The sequence below is a fragment of the Actinomadura sp. NBRC 104412 genome (assembly GCF_030269515.1).
In the GTDB taxonomy this organism is placed as follows: Bacteria; Actinomycetota; Actinomycetes; order Streptosporangiales; family Streptosporangiaceae; genus Spirillospora.
This window is the reverse complement of record NZ_BSTM01000004.1, coordinates 359,873-378,744: the sequence shown is the minus strand read 5'-3', so window position 1 is coordinate 378,744 and position 18,872 is coordinate 359,873. Positions and strand designations below refer to the sequence as shown.

General features: G+C 68.7%; 28 protein-coding genes. All 28 read left to right on the top strand.

Annotated elements, in window-relative coordinates:
• Positions 1-248: 248 nt before the first annotated feature.
• The 28 genes from QSK21_RS07965 to QSK21_RS07830 all read left to right on the top strand — a co-directional run bounded on the left by QSK21_RS07965 (position 249) and on the right by QSK21_RS07830 (position 18,756).
• Entirely contained in the window at positions 249-1,793 is a 1,545-nt protein-coding gene (locus QSK21_RS07965; protein WP_285694673.1) for a hypothetical protein, read from the top strand.
• 588 nt (positions 1,794-2,381) lie between these two features.
• Positions 2,382-2,756: a 30S ribosomal protein S12 gene (gene rpsL / locus QSK21_RS07960; protein WP_285694672.1), complete on the top strand. Its 375-nt coding sequence runs from the start codon at positions 2,382-2,384 to the stop codon at positions 2,754-2,756.
• Positions 2,756-3,226, top strand: a complete 471-nt coding sequence (gene rpsG / locus QSK21_RS07955; RefSeq protein ID WP_285694670.1) for a 30S ribosomal protein S7 — start codon at positions 2,756-2,758, stop codon at positions 3,224-3,226. The genes rpsL and rpsG overlap by 1 nt, the downstream gene beginning before the upstream one ends.
• A gap of 42 nt (positions 3,227-3,268) precedes the next feature.
• Entirely contained in the window at positions 3,269-5,380 is a 2,112-nt protein-coding gene (gene fusA, locus QSK21_RS07950) for an elongation factor G (protein WP_285694669.1), read from the top strand.
• A gap of 101 nt (positions 5,381-5,481) precedes the next feature.
• Positions 5,482-6,675 (top strand): elongation factor Tu, encoded by a 1,194-nt coding sequence (gene tuf / locus QSK21_RS07945; protein ID WP_285694668.1) that lies wholly within the window; start codon positions 5,482-5,484, stop codon positions 6,673-6,675.
• Positions 6,676-6,850: 175 nt separating this feature from the next.
• The gene (rpsJ, locus tag QSK21_RS07940; protein WP_018657599.1) at positions 6,851-7,159 is read left to right on the top strand and encodes a 30S ribosomal protein S10; all 309 of its coding nucleotides are present in this window, start codon (positions 6,851-6,853) and stop codon (positions 7,157-7,159) included.
• A gap of 14 nt (positions 7,160-7,173) precedes the next feature.
• Entirely contained in the window at positions 7,174-7,824 is a 651-nt protein-coding gene (gene rplC / locus QSK21_RS07935) for a 50S ribosomal protein L3 (RefSeq protein WP_285694667.1), read from the top strand.
• Complete coding sequence (rplD, locus tag QSK21_RS07930; RefSeq protein ID WP_285694666.1) at positions 7,821-8,435, top strand: 50S ribosomal protein L4; 615 nt, start codon at positions 7,821-7,823, stop codon at positions 8,433-8,435. Before rplC ends, rplD begins: the two co-directional genes overlap by 4 nt.
• Positions 8,432-8,731, top strand: a complete 300-nt coding sequence (rplW, locus tag QSK21_RS07925) for a 50S ribosomal protein L23 (RefSeq protein ID WP_285694665.1) — start codon at positions 8,432-8,434, stop codon at positions 8,729-8,731. Before rplD ends, rplW begins: the two co-directional genes overlap by 4 nt.
• Before the next feature lie 48 nt (positions 8,732-8,779).
• Positions 8,780-9,613, top strand: coding sequence for a 50S ribosomal protein L2 (gene rplB / locus QSK21_RS07920; RefSeq protein ID WP_285694664.1), 834 nt, complete (start codon positions 8,780-8,782; stop codon positions 9,611-9,613).
• 12 nt (positions 9,614-9,625) lie between these two features.
• A complete protein-coding gene (rpsS, locus tag QSK21_RS07915) occupies positions 9,626-9,907 on the top strand; it encodes a 30S ribosomal protein S19 (RefSeq protein WP_285694663.1) in 282 nt (93 codons plus the stop codon).
• Between the two features lie 35 nt (positions 9,908-9,942).
• Positions 9,943-10,323, top strand: coding sequence for a 50S ribosomal protein L22 (gene rplV / locus QSK21_RS07910; protein ID WP_285694662.1), 381 nt, complete (start codon positions 9,943-9,945; stop codon positions 10,321-10,323).
• Positions 10,323-11,159 (top strand): 30S ribosomal protein S3, encoded by an 837-nt coding sequence (rpsC, locus tag QSK21_RS07905; RefSeq protein ID WP_285694661.1) that lies wholly within the window; start codon positions 10,323-10,325, stop codon positions 11,157-11,159. Before rplV ends, rpsC begins: the two co-directional genes overlap by 1 nt.
• A 7-nt stretch (positions 11,160-11,166) precedes the next feature.
• A complete protein-coding gene (rplP, locus tag QSK21_RS07900; RefSeq protein WP_285694660.1) occupies positions 11,167-11,586 on the top strand; it encodes a 50S ribosomal protein L16 in 420 nt (139 codons plus the stop codon).
• Complete coding sequence (rpmC, locus tag QSK21_RS07895; RefSeq protein WP_285694659.1) at positions 11,586-11,834, top strand: 50S ribosomal protein L29; 249 nt, start codon at positions 11,586-11,588, stop codon at positions 11,832-11,834. The genes rplP and rpmC overlap by 1 nt, the downstream gene beginning before the upstream one ends.
• Positions 11,827-12,111 carry a 30S ribosomal protein S17 gene (rpsQ, locus tag QSK21_RS07890; RefSeq protein WP_285694658.1) on the top strand — a complete coding sequence of 95 codons (285 nt, stop codon included), beginning with the start codon at positions 11,827-11,829 and terminating at the stop codon, positions 12,109-12,111. The genes rpmC and rpsQ overlap by 8 nt, the downstream gene beginning before the upstream one ends.
• Positions 12,112-12,194: 83 nt before the next feature.
• On the top strand, positions 12,195-12,563 hold the full coding sequence (gene rplN / locus QSK21_RS07885; RefSeq protein WP_285694657.1) for a 50S ribosomal protein L14: 369 nt from the start codon (positions 12,195-12,197) through the stop codon (positions 12,561-12,563).
• A complete protein-coding gene (gene rplX, locus QSK21_RS07880) occupies positions 12,564-12,872 on the top strand; it encodes a 50S ribosomal protein L24 (protein WP_285694656.1) in 309 nt (102 codons plus the stop codon).
• Positions 12,873-12,874: 2 nt separating this feature from the next.
• A complete protein-coding gene (gene rplE, locus QSK21_RS07875; RefSeq protein WP_285694655.1) occupies positions 12,875-13,450 on the top strand; it encodes a 50S ribosomal protein L5 in 576 nt (191 codons plus the stop codon).
• 3 nt (positions 13,451-13,453) lie between these two features.
• Complete coding sequence (locus QSK21_RS07870; RefSeq protein ID WP_285694654.1) at positions 13,454-13,639, top strand: type Z 30S ribosomal protein S14; 186 nt, start codon at positions 13,454-13,456, stop codon at positions 13,637-13,639.
• Positions 13,640-13,751: 112 nt separating this feature from the next.
• Positions 13,752-14,150, top strand: coding sequence for a 30S ribosomal protein S8 (rpsH, locus tag QSK21_RS07865; protein WP_117360379.1), 399 nt, complete (start codon positions 13,752-13,754; stop codon positions 14,148-14,150).
• Between the two features lie 16 nt (positions 14,151-14,166).
• Positions 14,167-14,703: a 50S ribosomal protein L6 gene (rplF, locus tag QSK21_RS07860; RefSeq protein ID WP_285694652.1), complete on the top strand. Its 537-nt coding sequence runs from the start codon at positions 14,167-14,169 to the stop codon at positions 14,701-14,703.
• Between the two features lie 2 nt (positions 14,704-14,705).
• Positions 14,706-15,092, top strand: a complete 387-nt coding sequence (gene rplR, locus QSK21_RS07855; protein ID WP_285694651.1) for a 50S ribosomal protein L18 — start codon at positions 14,706-14,708, stop codon at positions 15,090-15,092.
• Between the two features lie 37 nt (positions 15,093-15,129).
• Positions 15,130-15,747 (top strand): 30S ribosomal protein S5, encoded by a 618-nt coding sequence (gene rpsE, locus QSK21_RS07850; RefSeq protein ID WP_395110055.1) that lies wholly within the window; start codon positions 15,130-15,132, stop codon positions 15,745-15,747.
• A gap of 79 nt (positions 15,748-15,826) precedes the next feature.
• A complete protein-coding gene (rpmD, locus tag QSK21_RS07845; protein ID WP_285694650.1) occupies positions 15,827-16,009 on the top strand; it encodes a 50S ribosomal protein L30 in 183 nt (60 codons plus the stop codon).
• A gap of 2 nt (positions 16,010-16,011) precedes the next feature.
• Positions 16,012-16,497: a 50S ribosomal protein L15 gene (rplO, locus tag QSK21_RS07840; protein ID WP_285694648.1), complete on the top strand. Its 486-nt coding sequence runs from the start codon at positions 16,012-16,014 to the stop codon at positions 16,495-16,497.
• Between the two features lie 313 nt (positions 16,498-16,810).
• Positions 16,811-18,106 carry a preprotein translocase subunit SecY gene (secY, locus tag QSK21_RS07835; protein WP_285694709.1) on the top strand — a complete coding sequence of 432 codons (1,296 nt, stop codon included), beginning with the start codon at positions 16,811-16,813 and terminating at the stop codon, positions 18,104-18,106.
• Positions 18,106-18,756 (top strand): adenylate kinase, encoded by a 651-nt coding sequence (locus QSK21_RS07830; RefSeq protein ID WP_285694646.1) that lies wholly within the window; start codon positions 18,106-18,108, stop codon positions 18,754-18,756. The genes secY and QSK21_RS07830 overlap by 1 nt, the downstream gene beginning before the upstream one ends.
• Positions 18,757-18,872 lie beyond the last annotated feature (116 nt).

Here is an 18,872-nt window from a genome sequence, read left to right as displayed (position 1 = left end):
CATCACCGTCCCGTTGCCGTCGGCAGGGGCGGCGTGTCGTGGCCGGACTCGCCCCTTCCACGCAGGATGATTTGCGATAACACTGGCGATGGAGGCAGGCTTGGGGACGAAAGTCCCCAGCGTGGCGAGGCCGCCACGGGGACACGGCAGGGTCCTGGAGACCGCGTTATGCGCCGCGCGTTTCCGGGCCGACGGCACGGGCCTGGGACGGGAATGCCCAGGGACGACGGCGCTGAAGGAGCCCGACGATGACCGAGCGAGACGGCACCCAGGGACCGCAGTGGCCGTTGCCTGACGACAAGGACACCCCCGCGGGCGAGCAGCAGCGCGAGCAGGAACAGCAGGAACCCCCACAGCGGCCGCTCGGCGACCGCACGGTGGTCTTCGGCGCGCCCCAGCTCGGCGGCCAGGGCGCGCGGCCGGGAGCCGGCCATCCGGGCGGCCCGCCGCAGCCGCCCCAGCCGTCGCAGCCGCCGGAGACGCGGCAGGAGGAGCGTCCCGCGCCGCCTCCGCCGCCGCCCACGATGATCGAGCCGATGCCGCCGCGGCAGCAGCCCGAGTCCGAAGGGCCGCCGCAGCCGCCCCAGCCGCCGTACGCGCCCCCGCAGGAGCAGCCGCAGTACGGGCAGCCCTCGCCGGGCGGCGGTATCTACGACCCGCCTCCGGGCGTTCCCGGCGCCGCTCCCGGCGGGTACGGGCAGGCGCCGCAGCCTCCGTACGCTCAGCAGCCCCAGCAGCCCCAGCAGGGCTACCAGGCTCCGCCTCAGCCGACGTCTCCGCAGGAGTCTCAGCAGGGGTACGGAGTGCCGCCCACGATCCCGGGTTACGAACAGCAGCAGCAGTCGCCCGGCTATGGGCAGCCCCAGTACGGGCAGCAGCAGAGCGCTCCCGAACCCGAGGCGGCCCAGCAGCCGCCGCAGGGCGGAGGCGAGGGCACGGCCGATCGCACGCTGATCGTCCCCGGGCCCGCCTCCGGCGCCCCCGAGCCGCAGCAGCCGCGGCCCCCCGTGGACGACCAGGCGACGCTGCACTGGTCGCCCGGCACCGACATCCCGGTCGCCACGGGTCCCGAGCGCAAGCCCGCCGACTCACCGTCCGGCTCGTCCGAGCCGTGGCAACCGCCGGCGCCGCCGGCCACGCCCGAGGGCGGTGACCACGAGCGCACCATGATGGTGCCCCCGCCCGACTCCGGCTACGGCGCGGCCGCGTCCCCCCTTGGGCAGGAGAGCCCGGCCTTCGGAGCCGCGCCCGCCGCGTCGCCGGCGGACGACAACCAGGCGACGCAGTCGTTCGACCCCTCGTCGCAAGCGGTGCAGGGTCCGGCGGGTGGCGACGCTCCGGCCAACCCCGAGCAGACTCGCCTGGACCTGGGCCGGCAGCAGTGGGGCCAGGCACAGCAGGGGTACGGGCAGCAGCAGTCGCCGTACGGCCAGCAGGAACAGCAGCAGCAACAGTTCGGCCAGCAGCAGTACGGCATGCCCGAAGGCCAGCAGCAGTTCGGCCAGCAGCAGCCCTCCCCGTACGGCGGCCAGCAGGAACAGCAGCAGCAGTTCGGGCAGCAGCCCCAGCAGGCGTACGGACAGCCGGGCCAGCAAGGACAGTTCGGCCAGCAGGGGCAGTTCGGGCAGCAAGGCCAGTACGGGCAACCGCAGTACGGCCAGCCCGCCACCTACGGCGGCGAGGCCGGCGGTGGCCGCTCCAAGGGCGGCAACAAGAACATGATGCTGGCCATCGCCGCGATCGTCGCGGGGCTCGTGATCATCGCGGTGGGCCTGATCGCCTTCGTGTTCTAGCCCCGTCGGGTGCCTGCGGGGCGGGGAAGGGCCAAACTTCGGCCAGATCTTCCCCAACCCGGGGCGGCTCGCGGCGCCCGCACCCTTCCGTTTCGGCGCCGTCCGTCCTGATTTCGGGATCGGGGAGCCGACGCGGGAACTCCGGTCGGCGATCGAGCGTTGTACGCACGTAACGACGGCTGTGCCCGGCTTGCCGCGCGCGGCCCGGCGGCGGTGCCGCGAAGGCGGCCATGGCCGGGCGGCGTTCACTTTGCACTTTGCCGCGGGGCTGGGTACTCTCTACCTTCGTGCCCGCACTGCGGGCCGCTCTGCGTGCGCGCGGGTGAGGCCGCCTCAGATGTACCTGCTCCAGGTGCATTTCCAAGGTGCACTGCACCGTGCCGCGCCAATCTCCCCGGCTTGATTCGGCCCCTGGGGCCGGGCGGTGGTGTGCGGAACCCGGAGAGGGCGACACGCCCGACCGCGTGGGTCGGAGAGAGTCGGGAAACCGGCAGGTCACAGCCACATGTGTGGTGGTGATTAAGGGTCCACGCACAGGTGGTCCAGACAGAAGACTTACCGGCTTGGTACGAGGGAGACGGAGACGCGGTGCCCACGATCCAGCAGCTGGTCCGGAAGGGCCGCCAGGACAAGGTGACCAAGAACAAGACGCCTGCCCTCAAGGGCAGCCCCCAGCGCCGGGGTGTCTGCACGCGCGTCTACACCACGACGCCCAAGAAGCCCAACTCGGCGCTGCGCAAGGTCGCTCGTGTCCGGCTCTCCAGCGGGATCGAGGTCACGGCCTACATCCCCGGGGTCGGCCACAACCTGCAGGAGCACTCGATGGTGCTCGTGCGCGGCGGCCGTGTGAAGGACCTGCCGGGCGTCCGCTACAAGATCATCCGCGGCACGCTCGACACCCAGGGCGTCCGCAACCGCAAGCAGGGGCGCAGCCACTACGGCGCGAAGAAGGAGAAGGGCTGATGCCGCGTAAGGGTCCCGCGGGGAAGCGGCAGCTGGTCGCCGACCCGGTGTACAACTCGCCGCTGGTCACCGCTCTGGTCAACAAGATCCTCCTGGACGGCAAGCGCTCGATCGCGCAGAGCATCGTCTACGACGCCCTCGAAGGGTGCCGCGAGAAGACCGGCAACGACCCGGTCGTCACGCTCAAGCGCGCGCTCGACAACGTCAAGCCCACCCTGGAGGTCCGCAGCCGCCGTGTCGGCGGTGCGACGTACCAGGTCCCGGTCGAGGTGCGGCCGGCCCGCAGCACCACCCTCGCGCTGCGCTGGCTGGTCGTGTACGCCCGGCAGCGTCGTGAGAAGACGATGACCGAGCGGCTGATGAACGAGCTGCTCGACGCCAGCAACGGCCTCGGCGCGTCGGTGAAGAAGCGCGAGGACACCCACAAGATGGCGGAGTCCAACAAGGCTTTCGCCCACTACCGCTGGTAACCCCGGCGGTCAGGAACCACCACGAGACGACGCGAGGACACAGTGGCTACCAAAACCGGTGTAGACCTGGCCAAGGTCCGCAACATCGGGATCATGGCCCATATCGACGCGGGCAAGACCACGACGACCGAGCGGATCCTGTACTACACGGGCATCAGCTACAAGATCGGCGAAGTGCACGACGGCGCCGCGACCATGGACTGGATGGAGCAGGAGCAGGAGCGGGGCATCACCATCACCTCTGCTGCCACCACCACCGAATGGCCGGTCGAGGACGTCAAGCACACGATCAACATCATCGACACCCCGGGGCACGTCGACTTCACCGTCGAGGTGGAGCGCAACCTGCGGGTGCTGGACGGTGCCGTGGCGGTGTTCGACGGTGTGGCCGGCGTGGAGCCGCAGTCCGAGACGGTGTGGCGGCAGGCCGACCGCTACAACGTGCCGCGCATGTGCTTCGTCAACAAGATGGACCGCGTGGGCGCGGAGTTCCACCGCTGTGTCGACATGATCGAGAACCGTCTCAACGCGACCCCGCTGGTGCTCCAGCTCCCGGTCGGGGCCGAGGCCGACTTCAAGGGCGTCATCGACCTGGTGACGATGAAGGCCCTGCTGTGGAACGAGGAGGCCAAGCTCGGGGAGATGTACGACGTCGTCGACATCCCCGACACCCACGTTGAGGCCGCCCGCGAGTGGCACGACAAGCTGGTGGAGACGCTGGCCGAGAACGACGACGAGGTCATGGAGCTGTACCTGGAGGGCGAGGAGCCCACCGTGCAGCAGCTCTACGCCGGGATCCGCCGCGCCACCATCTCGGCCAAGGTGACGCCGGTGACCTGCGGCAGCGCGTTCAAGAACAAGGGCGTGCAGCCCCTGCTGGACGCGATCGTCCGCTACCTGCCGTCCCCGCTGGACGTGGAGGCCATCGAGGGCCACGCCGTCCGCGACGAGGAGCAGGTGCTGACCCGCAAGCCCAGCGAGGACGAGCCGTTCGCCGCGCTGGCGTTCAAGATCATGAGCGACCCGCACCTGGGCAAGCTGACCTTCGTCCGGGTGTACTCGGGCGTTCTGGAGTCCGGCGCCAGCGTGATGAACTCCGTCAAGGAGCGCAAGGAGCGGATCGGCAAGATCTACCGGATGCACGCCAACAAGCGCACCGAGATCGAGCGCGCGGGCGCCGGTGACATCGTCGCGGTGATGGGCCTCAAGCAGACCACCACCGGTGAGACGCTCTGCGACGAGAAGGACCCGATCGTCCTGGAGTCGATGAACTTCCCGGCGCCGGTCATCCACGTCGCGATCGAGCCGAAGACCAAGGCCGACCAGCAGAAGCTGTCCACCGCGATCCAGCGGCTGGCCGAGGAGGACCCGTCCTTCACGGTCCGCACCGACGAGGACACCGGGCAGACGGTCATCTCCGGGATGGGCGAGCTGCACCTGGAGATCCTGGTCGACCGGATGCGGCGGGAGTTCAAGGTCGACGCGAACGTGGGCCGCCCGCAGGTGGCCTACCGCGAGACGATCACCAAGAAGGTCGAGAAGGTCGAATACACCCACAAGAAGCAGACGGGTGGCTCCGGCCAGTTCGGCCGCGTGATCATCGACCTGGAGCCGCTGGGCGGCGGGTCGGACGGCTACGAGTTCGAGAACAAGGTCACCGGTGGCCGCATCCCGCGGGAGTACATCCCGTCGGTGGACGCCGGGTGCCAGGAGGCCGCCGAGTTCGGCGTGCTGGCCGGGTACCCGATGGTGGGCGTCAAGGTCACCCTGCAGGACGGGGCCTATCACGAGGTGGACTCCTCGGAGATGGCCTTCAAGGTCGCCGGTTCCATGGCGTTCAAGGAGGCGGCCCGCCGGGCGGCCCCCACGCTGCTGGAGCCGATGATGGCGGTCGAGGTCACCACGCCCGAGGAGAACATGGGCGATGTCATCGGTGACCTCAACAGCCGGCGCGGTCAGGTCCAGTCGATGGACGAGCGCTCGGGGAACCGGGTCGTCAGGGCCCTCGTGCCCCTTTCGGAGATGTTCGGCTACGTGGGTGATCTGCGCAGCAAGACCCAGGGCCGGGCTGTTTTCACCATGCAGTTCGACTCCTACGCGGAGGTTCCCTCGAACGTCGCGCAGGAGATCATCGCCAAGGCCCGGGGCGAATGATCTTCGGATCAGCCTTGATCGTCCCGCTCGCATAGATCACAGCACAGCCAGACATACGGAGCGGCCGGCTTCCGGCCGAGGATCGCAACAAGGAGCAACCAGTGGCGAAGGCCAAGTTCGAGCGGACCAAGCCGCACGTGAACATCGGCACCATCGGTCACATCGACCACGGTAAGACCACCCTTACCGCGGCGATCACCAAGGTGCTCCACGACCAGTACCCCGACCTCAACCCCTTCACGCCGTTCGACGAGATCGACAAGGCGCCGGAGGAGCGCGAGCGCGGTATCACCATCTCCATCGCGCACGTCGAGTACCAGACCGAGTCCCGGCACTACGCGCACGTGGACTGCCCCGGTCACGCGGACTACATCAAGAACATGATCACCGGTGCCGCCCAGATGGACGGCGCGATCCTGGTGGTCGCGGCCACCGACGGCCCGATGCCGCAGACCAAGGAGCACGTGCTACTGGCCCGCCAGGTCGGCGTGCCGTACATCGTCGTCGCGCTGAACAAGTGCGACATGGTGGACGACGAGGAGATCCTGGAGCTGGTCGAGCTCGAGGTCCGCGAGCTGCTGACCGAGTACGAGTTCCCGGGTGACGACCTGCCGGTCGTGCGGGTGTCCGCCTACCAGGCCCTCCAGGGCGACGAGAAGTGGGCCGCGAGCATCACCGAGCTGATGAACGCGGTCGACGAGAACGTCCCCGAGCCGGTCCGCGACACCGACAAGCCGTTCCTGATGCCGATCGAGGACGTGTTCTCGATCACCGGCCGCGGCACCGTGGTGACCGGCCGGATCGAGCGCGGCGTGATCAACGTCAACGAGACCGTCGACATCATCGGCATCAAGCCGGAGTCGACCTCGACCACGGTCACCGGCGTCGAGATGTTCCGCAAGCTGCTCGACCAGGGCCAGGCCGGTGACAACGTCGGCCTGCTGCTGCGCGGCATCAAGCGCGAGGAGGTGGAGCGCGGCCAGTGTGTCATCAAGCCGGGCACCAACACCCCGCACACCGAATTCGAGGCGCAGATCTACGTCCTGTCCAAGGACGAGGGCGGGCGGCACACGCCGTTCTTCAACAACTACCGCCCGCAGTTCTACTTCCGGACCACGGACGTGACCGGCGTCGTGAACCTCCCCGAGGGCACCGAGATGGTCATGCCCGGCGACAACACCGAGATCCGCGTCGAGCTGATCCAGCCCGTCGCCATGGAGGAGGGCCTGCGGTTCGCCATCCGTGAGGGTGGCCGCACCGTGGCCTCCGGCCGGGTCACCAAGATCATCAAGTAGCAGCGTCGCCGGTTCGGCGGCCCGCCGGCACACAGCAGGCGGGCCGCCGAACCGCGACAACAGCAGGAAAACCCAGCGGCACCGAGTGAATCGCTCCGGCGTTCGGCACAGGCCCAGACGGCCGAACGGACGGGAGACAGATCGCTCGCCAGAAGTAAAGGACACCGAGGCCACCATGGCGGGACAGAAGATCCGCATCCGGCTCAAGGCCTACGACCACGAGGTCATCGACACCTCCGCGAAGAAGATCGTTGAGACGGTGACGCGGACGGGCGCCAAGGTCGCCGGCCCGGTGCCGCTGCCGACCGAGAAGAACGTGTACTGCGTCATCCGCTCGCCGCACAAGTACAAGGACTCGCGGGAGCACTTCGAGATGCGCACGCACAAGCGGCTGATCGACATCATCGACCCCACGCCCAAGACGGTCGACTCGCTGATGCGGCTCGACCTTCCGGCCGGCGTGGACATCGAGATCAAGCTCTAAAGGGACGCACCGAGATGAGTAAGCAGAGGAAGGGCGTCCTGGGCGAGAAGCTCGGCATGACCCAGGTCTTCGACGATGAGGGCCGGATCGTTCCGGTGACCGTCGTCCAGGCCGGGCCGTGTGTCGTCACCCAGATCCGCACCCAGGAGAAGGACGGCTACACCGCCGTCCAGATCGGGTACGGGCAGATCGACCCGCGCAAGGTGAACAAGCCGCGCACGGGTCACTTCGAGAAGGCGGGCGTCACGCCGCGCCGCTACCTCGTCGAGCTGCGGGCGGACGACACCTCCGGGTACGAACTCGGCCAGGAGATCACCGTGGAGGTCTTCGAGGCCGGCCAGAAGATCGACGTGACCGGGACGAGCAAGGGCAAGGGCACCGCCGGCGTCATGAAGCGCCACGGTTTCCGCGGCCTGGGCGCCTCGCACGGCACCCAGCGCAAGCACCGCTCGCCGGGCTCGATCGGCGGCTGCGCGACCCCCGGTCGCGTCTTCAAGGGCCTGCGCATGGCGGGGCGGCACGGCAACGCCCGCACCACCGTGCAGAACCTGACCGTCCACGCCATCGACACCGAGAAGAACCTGCTGCTGATCAAGGGCGCGGTTCCCGGGCCGAACGGCGGCGTGGTGCTGGTCCGCGATGCGGTGAAGGGAACGGGCAAGTGACGAACAAGCTCGACATCGACCTGCCTGCGGACATCTTCGACGCCAAGACCAGCGTCCCGCTGATCCACCAGGTCGTGGTGGCGCAGCAGGCCGCGGCCCGGCAGGGCACGCACGCGACCAAGACCCGCGGCGACGTCCGCGGCGGTGGGCGCAAGCCGTACCGGCAGAAGGGCACCGGCCGGGCCCGCCAGGGCTCGACCCGCGCGCCGCAGTTCACCGGCGGCGGCACCGTCCATGGCCCGCAGCCGCGGGACTACTCGCAGCGCACGCCCAAGAAGATGAAGGCGGCCGCGCTGCGCGGCGCGCTGTCCGACCGCGCCAGGCACGGCCTGGTGCACGTCGTGGACACCCTCATCGAGGGCGACACCCCGAAGACGAAGACGGCGCTGAAGGCGCTGCGCGAGGTCTCCCAGGCCAAGCACGTCCTGGTGGTCCTTCACCGCGAGGACGAGGTGACCTGGAAGAGCCTGCGCAACGAGCCGTCCGTGCACCTGCTCGTCTCCGACCAGCTCAACACCTACGACGTGCTGCGGAACGAGGAGGTCGTCTTCACCAAGGCGGCGTTCGACGAGTTCGTGGCGCGCGCGAGCAAGAAGGAGGCGGCGAAATGACCAAGATCGCCGATCCCCGCGACATCATCATCGCGCCGGTGGTCTCGGAGAAGAGCTACGGGCTCCTGGACGAGAACAAGTACACCTTCATCGTCCGGCCCGACGCCAACAAGACGCAGATCAAGCAGGCCGTGGAGGCGGTGTTCAACGTCAAGGTGACGAGCGTGAACACCCTCAACCGGCCGGGCAAGCGCAAGCGGACCCGGTTCGGCTACGGCAAGCGCAAGGACACCAAGCGCGCCATCGTCAGCCTGGCCGAGGGCGAGCGGATCGACATCTTCGGGGGCCCGGCCTAGAACGGGCCGGGACGCCACCGAAGAGCAGAAAAGGGATGAACGAAAAAGATGGGCATCCGTAACTACAAGCCGACGACCCCGGGGCGTCGCGGCTCCAGCGTGGCCGACTTCGTCGAGATCACGCGCCGCGAGCCGGAGAAGTCGCTGCTGCGTCCGCTTCCCAAGAAGGGCGGCCGCAACAACCACGGCCGCATCACCACCCGGCATCAGGGCGGTGGGCACAAGCGCGCGTACCGGCTGATCGACTTCCGCCGGCACGACAAGGACGGCGTCCCGGCCAAGGTCGCGCACATCGAGTACGACCCCAACCGCACCGCGCGGATCGCGCTGCTGCACTACGTGGACGGCGAGAAGCGCTACATCCTCGCCCCGCGCGGGCTCAAGCAGGGCGACCGGGTCGAGAACGGGCCGGGCTCGGACATCAAGCCGGGCAACTGCCTGCCGCTGCGCAACATCCCGACCGGTACGGTCGTACACGCCATCGAGCTGAGGCCCGGCGGCGGCGCCAAGATCGCCCGCAGCGCGGGCGCGGGCGTCCAGCTGCTGGCCAAGGAGGGCAAGTACGCCACGCTGCGGATGCCGTCCGGCGAGATGCGGATGGTGGACGTGCGGTGCCGCGCCACGGTCGGCGAGGTCGGCAACGCCGAGCAGTCCAACATCAACTGGGGCAAGGCCGGCCGCATGCGGTGGAAGGGCAGGCGCCCGACCGTCCGCGGCGTGGCCATGAACCCGATCGACCACCCGCACGGCGGTGGTGAGGGCAAGACCTCCGGTGGTCGGCACCCGGTCAACCCCAAGGGCAAGAAGGAAGGCCGGACCCGCCGGGCCAACAAGTCCAGCGACCGGCTGATCGTCCGGCGTCGCAGCAAGAAGAAGCGGTAGGAGTCGTTCGTCATGCCACGTAGCCTTAAGAAGGGCCCCTTCGTGGACGACCACCTGATGAAGAAGGTGGACGACCAGAACGAGAAGGGCACCAAGAACGTCATCAAGACGTGGTCGCGGCGCTCCATGATCGTGCCGGAGATGATCGGTCACACGATCGCCGTGCACGACGGCCGCAAGCACGTGCCGGTGTTCATCACCGACGCCATGGTGGGGCACAAGCTCGGCGAGTTCGCGCCGACCCGCACCTTCCGCAGCCACGTCAAGGAAGACCGCCGTAGCCGCCGCGGCTGACGGCGGGCAGAGAGACCGTAGAAAGAGGGACAGCGATGGAAGCCAGGGCCCAGGCGCGGTTCATCCGCGTCACGCCCAGGAAGGCCCGCCGCGTGGTGGACCTCATCCGCGGCCTGCCCGCCGCGGAGGCGCAGGCGGTGCTGCGCTTCGCCCCCCAGGCCGCGAGCGAGCCTGTGGGCAAGGTGCTGGCGAGTGCCATCGCCAACGCCGAGCACAACTTCAACCTCGCCGCCGACACGCTCGTCGTGAGCCGGGCGTACGTGGACGAGGGGCCGACGCTGAAGCGTTTCCGGCCCCGCGCGCAGGGCCGTGCGTACCGCATCAACAAGCGCACCAGCCACATCACGGTGGTTCTGGAGTCGCGCGATGAGGCCGCCGCGTCCAGTGGTGGCAGGAAGCAGAGGAGGGCCCGGTAGTGGGTCAGAAGATCAACCCGCACGGGTTCCGGCTCGGCATCACCACCGACCACAAGAGCGTGTGGTTCGCCGACAAGCTCTACAAGGACTACGTCAAGGAGGACGTCCAGATCCGGCGCATGCTGCAGAAGGGCATGGACCGGGCTGGCATCTCCAAGGTGGAGATCGAGCGGACCCGTGACCGTGTCGAGGTCAACATCCACACCGCCAGGCCGGGCATCGTCATCGGCCGGCGCGGGGCGGAGGCCGAGCGGCTGCGCGGCGACCTGGAGAAGCTGACCGGCAAGCAGGTGCGGCTGAACATCCTTGAGGTGAAGAACCCGGAGATAGACGCCCAGCTCGTCGCGCAGGGCGTGGCCGAGCAGCTGTCCAGCCGGGTGGCGTTCCGCCGCGCGATGCGCAAGGCGATCCAGTCGGCGATGAAGTCGGGCGCCAAGGGCATCAAGGTGCAGTGCGGCGGCCGTCTCGGCGGCGCCGAGATGTCGCGGTCAGAGTTCTACCGCGAGGGCCAGGTCCCGCTGCACACGCTGCGCGCCGACATCGACTACGGGTTCTACGAGGCCCGTACGACGTTCGGCCGCATCGGCGTCAAGGTGTGGATCTACAAGGGCGAGGCGGCGGCGACCCGCGCCGAGCGCGAGCAGCAGGCCGCTCAGCAGCGCGCCGCGGGCGGCGGCGGTGGCCGCGAGCGCCGCGGCGAACGGCGTGGCGGCGGCCGTGGTGGCCGCGGCGGACGCGGTGGCGAGCGCGGCGAGCGCGCGTCCAGGCAGCAGCAGCAGTCGGAGCAGCAGCCGGCTCAGCAGAGCGAGGCCGCTGCGAGTGGTGAGGGGAGCTGAGTAACCCATGCTGATCCCTCGCAAGGTCAAGCACCGCAAGCAGCACCACCCGAGGCGCCGTGGCATGGCCAAGGGCGGCACGCGGGTGACGTTCGGCGAGTACGGCATTCAGGCGGTCGAGGGCGCGTACGTGACCAACCGGCAGATCGAGGCCGCGCGTATCGCGATGACCCGGCACATCAAGCGTGGCGGCAAGGTGTGGATCAACATCTTCCCGGACCGCCCGCTGACCAAGAAGCCCGCCGAGACCCGGATGGGGTCCGGTAAGGGCTCGGTCGAGTGGTGGGTGGCCAACGTGAAGCCGGGCCGTGTGATGTTCGAGATCTCGTACCCGAACGAGACCGTGGCCCGTGAGGCGCTGACCCGTGCGATCCACAAGCTCCCGATGAAGTGCAAGATCGTGAAGCGAGAGGTGGGTGAGTCCTGATGGCCAAGGGTCTTACCGCCGAGGATCTGCGGACCGAACCCCAGGACGTCCTGGTCACCAAGCTGAAGGAGGCGAAGGAGGAGCTGTTCAACCTGCGCTTCCAGGCCGCCACCGGACAGCTGGAGAGCCATGGGCGGCTGCGCACCGTGAAGCGCGAGATCGCCCGCATCTACACCGTCATGCGCGAGCGCGAGCTCGGCATCGTCACGGTGACCGAGGAGGACGCCGCGGAGGGCGACGATGAGTGAGCAGACGAGCGAGCGGACCGAGCGGCAGCGCAACACCCGGAAGGTCCTCGAGGGCCTGGTGGTGAGCGACAAGATGGACAAGACCGTGGTCGTGTCCGTCGAGGACCGCGTCACCCACCGCCGCTACCACAAGGTGATCCGCCGTACCACCAAGTACAAGGCGCACGACGAGGCCAACGAGTGTGGCGTCGGCGACCGCGTCCGTCTCATGGAGACCCGGCCGCTGTCGGCGACCAAGCGCTGGCGCGTGGTGGAGATCCTCGAGAAGGCCAAGTAACCGAAGGCCGCAGGCAAACCCATTGGTTCCACCAGGCTCCGCCCAAGCGAGGCGGAGAACCGGTGTGACGAACAGGAGTCAACGTGATCCAGCAGGAGTCGCGACTCAAGGTCGCCGACAACACGGGTGCCAAGGAGATCCTGTGCATCCGGGTGCTCGGCGGCTCGGGTCGGCGCTACGCGGGAGTCGGCGACGTCATCGTCGCGACGGTGAAGGACGCCCTTCCCGGAGCGGGCGTGAAGAAGGGTGACGTGGTCAAGGCCGTCATCGTGCGCACCCGCAAGGAGCGCCGGCGGCCGGACGGCTCCTACATCCGTTTCGACGAGAACGCGGCCGTCCTCATCCGGGACGGCGGCGACCCCCGCGGCACCCGGATCTTCGGCCCGGTGGGCCGTGAGCTGCGCGAGAAGAGGTTCATGAAGATCATCTCGCTCGCCCCGGAGGTGCTGTAAGTGAAGATCAGGAAGGGCGACGAGGTCATCGTCATCGCCGGCAAGGACAAGGGCGCGACCGGCAAGGTGCTGCGCGTCGATCCGCGCCGCGAGCGCGTCGTCGTCGAGGGCGTCAACCTCATCACCAAGAACATCAAGGCCGACCAGCAGCGCGCGGGCAAGGAGAGCGGCCGGGTCACGGTCGAGGCGCCGCTGCACGTCAGCAACGTCGCGATCGTCGAGGACGGCAAGCCGGTCCGGGTCGGATACCGCATCAACGAGGACGGGACGAAGGTCCGGATCTCGCGGCGCAGCGGTAAGGAGATCTGACCATGACCGAGACGACTGAGGCCCGTCCCGTCCCGGTGCCGCGCCTGAAGGTGCGCTACCGCGAGGAGATCGCGCCCGCGATGCGCGAGCAGTTCGGCTACGCCAACGTGATGCAGATCCCCGGGCTGACCAAGATCGTGGTCAACATGGGGGTCGGCGAGGCCGCCCGCGACGCCAAGGTGATCGAGGGCGCGGTCCGCGACCTCACCGCGATCACCGGCCAGAAGCCGATGGTGAACCGGGCCCGCAAGTCCATCGCCCAGTTCAAGCTGCGCGAGGGCATGCCGATCGGCGCGCACGTCACGCTGCGCGGCGACCGGATGTGGGAGTTCCTCGACCGGCTGCTGTCCACGGCGCTGCCACGGATCCGTGACTTCCGCGGGCTGTCGCCCCGGCAGTTCGACGGCAACGGCAACTACACCTTCGGGCTGACCGAGCAGGTCATGTTCCACGAGGTGAACCCGGACCGGATCGACCGCACCCGGGGCATGGACATCACGGTGGTCACCACCGCGAAGACCGACGACGAGGGCCGGGCGCTGCTGAGGCTCCTGGGCTTCCCGTTCAAGGAGAACTGAACGATGGCGAAGAAGGCTCTGATCGCCAAGGCGGCCCGCAAGCCCAAGTTCGCTGTGCGCGCATACACTCGGTGTTCGCGCTGCGGGCGTCCGCGGTCGGTCTACCGGAAGTTCGGCCTGTGCCGGATCTGCCTCCGGGAGATGGCCCACCGCGGCGAGCTGCCGGGCATCACGAAGTCGAGCTGGTAACCAGCCGAAAGCTTGTAATAACCACCAGGGCGCCTGTGGAAGGCGTCCACGACCACGCCAAAGGTCCACGGGGAACACCAAGGAAACCGTGGCGAGGGAGGGCCTGTAGCCCATGACGATGACCGATCCGATCGCAGACATGCTGACGCGTCTGCGCAACGCGAACTCGGCGTACCACGACTCGGTGTCGATGCCGTACTCGAAGATCAAGGCGCATATCGCCGAGATCCTCCAGCAGGAAGGCTACATCTCGGGCTGGAGCGTCGAGGACGCCGAGGTCGGCAAGAAGCTCGTGATCGAGCTGAAGTTCGGCCCGACCCGGGAGCGTTCGATCGCCGGTATCAAGCGCGTGTCGAAGCCGGGTCTGCGGGTGTACGCGAAGAAGGACAACCTGCCCAAGGTCCTGGGCGGGCTGGGCGTCGCGATCATCTCGACGTCGTCCGGCCTGATGACCGACCGGCAGGCCGGCAAGCGCGGCGTGGGCGGGGAAGTCCTCGCCTACGTCTGGTGAGGGGAGGGCACTACACATGTCGCGTATCGGACGTCTCCCCATCACCGTTCCCAGCGGCGTCGACGTGCGGATCGAAGGCCGGCAGGTCAGCGTCAAGGGGCCGAAGGGCGAGCTGAGCCACACCGTCGCCGAGCCCATCTCGGTGGAGCTGGTGGACGGCAAGGTCACCGTGTCCCGGCCGGACGACGTGAACGTCAACCGGGCGCTGCACGGCCTGACCCGGTCGCTGATCAACAACATGGTGGTCGGCGTGACCGAGGGCTTCCGGAAGACCCTGGAGATCCACGGCGTCGGCTACCGTGTGGCGGCCAAGGGCAAGAACCTGGAGTTCTCGCTCGGGTACAGCCACCCGATCGTGGTGGAGCCGCCGGAGGGCATCAGCTTCACCGTGGAGCGGCCGACCCAGCTGGTCGTCGAGGGGATCGACAAGCAGAAGGTCGGCGAGGTCGCCGCCAACATCCGCAAGTTGCGCAAGCCGGACCCGTACAAGGGCAAGGGCGTGCGTTACCAGGGCGAGCAAATCCGCCGCAAGGTCGGAAAGGCTGGTAAGTAGTCATGGCAGGCACCAAGACCCTGGCCCGCAAGGCCACGTCGGCCCGCGCGCGGTCGCGCAAGCGCCGGCACTTCCGGGTCCGCAAGAAGGTCGTCGGCACCGCCGCGCGGCCGCGCCTGGTCGTGACCCGCTCCACCAAGCACGTGTTCGTCCAGGTGATCGACGACACCGTCGGGCACACGCTGGTGTGCGCCTCCACCATGGAGGCCGACCTGCGTGCCTTCGACGGCGACAAGACGGCCAAGTCCCGCCGGGTCGGCGAGCTGGTGGCCGCCCGCGCCAAGGAGGCCGGGATCAGCGCCGTCGTGTTCGACCGCGGCGGCAACAAGTACCACGGCCGCGTGGCCGCCGTCGCGGACGGCGCACGCGAGGGGGGCCTCGAGCTCTGATGGCCCTGATCTTCGACAACGGGAAGAGGAACCACTGATGGCAGCGCAGAGGCGTGGTGGCGGTCAGGGTGGCGACCGTCGCGACGGCCGCCGCGACGACCGCCGCGGTGGCGCCGACAAGGGCCAGTCGTACATCGAGAAGGTCGTGGCGATCAACCGGGTCGCCAAGGTCGTCAAGGGCGGTCGGCGCTTCAGCTTCACCGCCCTGGTGATCGTCGGTGACGGCAACGGCACCGTCGGCGTCGGCTACGGCAAGGCCAAGGAGGTGCCCGCGGCGATCGCCAAGGGCGTCGAGGAGGCCAAGAAGCACTTCTTCAAGGTGCCGCGGATCCAGGGCACCATCCCGCACCAGGTGCAGGGCGAGGCGGCGGCCGGGGTGGTGCTGCTGCGCCCGGCCAGCCCCGGTACCGGCGTGATCGCCGGTGGCCCGGTGCGCGCGGTGCTGGAGTGCGCCGGCATCCACGACGTGCTGAGCAAGTCGCTGGGCACCGACAACGCGATCAACATCGTGCACGCGACGGTGGACGGGCTCAAGTCGCTCAAGCGGCCCGAGGAGATCGCGGCCAAGCGCGGTCTGCCGATCGAGGACGTCGCTCCCGCCGCCATGTTGCGGGCGCGCGCCGCTGGCAGCGAGCCGCGGGCGGAGGCGTCATGACCGAGCGGAGCGAGGGCATGATCGCTGCATTTGACGGGGGGCCTGGGGGGTTGCCCCCCCAGAAAGGAAGGGCCTCCTGATGGCACGGCTGAAGATCACCCAGACCAAGTCGGTGATCAGCGAGAAGCAGAACCAGCGTGACACGCTGCGCACCCTCGGCCTGAAGAAGATCGGGCAGAGCGTGGTGCGGGACGACCGTCCCGAGGTGCGCGGCATGATCCGGACGGTGAACCACCTGGTCGCCGTCGAGGAGGTCGACTGACGATGGCCGATCTGAGCAAGGCCGGCGGGGGTGCCGAGGGCACCCCGCTCGGGCTGCACGATCTGCGCCCGGCCCGCGGTGCCAACCGCCCCAAGACCCGTAAGGGACGGGGCGAGGCGTCCAAGGGCAAGACCGCGGGCCGCGGCACCAAGGGCACCAAGGCCCGTGCCACGGTGCCGGTCGGGTTCGAGGGCGGCCAGATGCCGCTGATCCGCCGGGTTCCCAAGCTCAAGGGCTTCAAGAACCCCAACCGGGTCGAGTACCAGGTGGTCAACCTGGACCGGCTGGCCGAGCTGTACCCCGAGGGCGGCGAGGTCACGGCGGAGGACCTGGCGGCCCGTGGCGCGGTGCGCCGCAACCGCCCGGTGAAGATCCTCGGAACCGGCGAGATCTCCGTCGCGGTCCAGGTGAAGGCGCACGCCTTCTCCGGATCCGCCAAGGAGAAGATCACCGCTGCCGGCGGCTCCACCGAAGAGCTGTCCCGGTAAGCGGCGAGGGAGAAGGACCCGTGATGCCGGGGACGCGCCCGATCGCGCGCGCCGGGGCGGCATGTGCCGGTGGGGGGGCGACCCCCCACACCCCCCGGGGGAGCAGGCCGTCGCGGTTCCCTGCGCTCCGCCGGCGCTCCGCTCCGGGACCCGGAACGGCGGCCCCGGCGCGACGGCGCGCGGCCCCGGCATCATCTGCTGTTAGAGTCTCACCGGCGGCGGTGTCGGCAACTCCTCGGCGCCGCGCCGTCCATGGACCCGAACCCGGCCCCTCGTCGGCGGCCAAGGATTCGCCAGTCGCGCAGGAGGAATGGTGCTGACCGCGTTCGCCCGGGCTTTCCGTACGCCGGACCTGCGTAAGAAGATTCTGTTCACGCTCTTCATCATCGTGATCTTCCGGATCGGCTCGGTGCTGCCGTCCCCGGGCGTGAACACCGAGGTCCTGCGTGAGACCGCCGATGCGGCGAGGGAGAGCAACCAGCTCTACGGGCTGGTCGACCTGTTCAGCGGCGGTGCGCTGCTGAAGCTGTCGGTGTTCGCGCTGGGCATCATGCCCTACATCACGGCGAGCATCATCCTGCAACTGCTGACGGTGGTGATCCCGCGCCTGGAGGCCCTGCGGAAGGAGGGCCAGGCCGGCACCACCAAGATCACGCAGTACACCAGGTACCTGACCGTGGGCCTGGCGATCCTCCAGGCCACCGGCATCGTGGCGATGGCCAGCACGGGGCAGCTCTTCCAGGGCGTGGCCGGCAGCGGTGACGTGCTCTACGACAACGACATCTTCACGATCATCACGATCGTGATCGTGATGACCTCCGGCACCGCGGTCATCATGTGGCTGGGCGAGCTGATCACCGACCGCGGCGTCGGCAACGGCATGTCCTTGCTGATCTTCACCCAGGTGGTGGCGGTCTTCCCCGCCCAGTTCTGGAGCATCTACACCAGCAAGGGCGGCTTCGTCTTCTCCATCGTGCTCATCGTCGGCCTGGCGATCATGGCGGGCGTGGTGTTCGTGGAGCAGGCGCAGCGGCGGATCCCCGTCCAGTACGCCAAGCGGATGGTGGGACGCCGGATGTACGGCGGCACCTCGACCTATATCCCGCTCAAGGTCAACCAGGCCGGCATCATCCCGGTGATCTTCGCCTCGTCGCTGCTGTACCTGCCGGTGCTGGCGACCCAGCTGTGGCCGGAGACCGACTGGCTGCAGCGCATCCAGCCGTACCTGGCGCAGGACAACCCCTGGCATATGGCGATCTTTTTCGGCTTCATCGTGTTCTTCACGTACTTCTACGTGGCGATCACCTTCAACCCCACCGAAGTCGCCGACAACATGAAGAAGTATGGTGGGTTCATCCCAGGTATCCGTCCGGGCCGGCCGACCGCCGAGTACCTCGACTACGTGCTCACCAGGATCACCACGCCCGGTTCGCTGTACCTGGGTGTCGTCGCCCTGATCCCGATGGTCGCGTTCGCGCTCATCGGCGCGAGCCAGGACTTCGCGTTCGGGGGGACGAGCATCCTCATCGTCGTCGGCGTCGGACTGGATACCGTGAAGCAGATCGAGAGTCAGCTCCAGCAGCGCAACTACGAGGGCTTCCTCCGGTAGTGCGTATCGTCCTGGTGGGCCCCCCGGGAGCGGGCAAGGGGACACAGGCCCAGTTCATCGCATCGCACCTGTCCATCCCGAAGATCTCGACAGGTGACATCTTCCGCGCGAACGTGAGCCGGGGGACGGAGCTGGGCCGGCAGGCCAAGAAGTACATGGACCGGGGCGACCTGGTGCCCGACGAGATCACCATCGCGATGGTGCGGGACCGGCTGGCCGAGGACGACGCCCGGGACGGCTTCCTGCTGGACGGCTTCCCGCGCAACGTGCCGCAGGCCGAGACGCTGAAGAAGATCCTCGCCGAGTGGGACGTCAAGCTGGACATCGTCCTGGAACTGATCGTCGACGAGGACGAGGTGATCAGGAGGCTGTCGGGGCGGCGCACCTGCGAGCGGTGCGGGCGGATCTGGCATGTCGACTTCGACGACAAGCAGGACGACATCTGCGACGACTGCGGCGGCCACCTCTTCCAGCGCGACGACGACAAGGAGGAGGTCGTCCGGCACCGCCTGGAGGTGTACCAGCAGGAGACGGCTCCGCTGGTGCAGTTCTACGCCGACGAGCGGATCCTGGTCGGCATCGACGCGACGGGGCCGGTGGAGGAGGTCACCAACCGGGCCCTGGCCGCGCTGCGTCCTCTGGAGCGCTGAGAGGCCGTCTCCTGGACCGCCCGCCGCCCGTCCTCGCCGGCCTGTCGCGTCGCCCGCCGCGCCCGCTTCGCCGCCAGGTCCCCCGATTCCGGATTGCCCGTAAGATCGGGAATGAG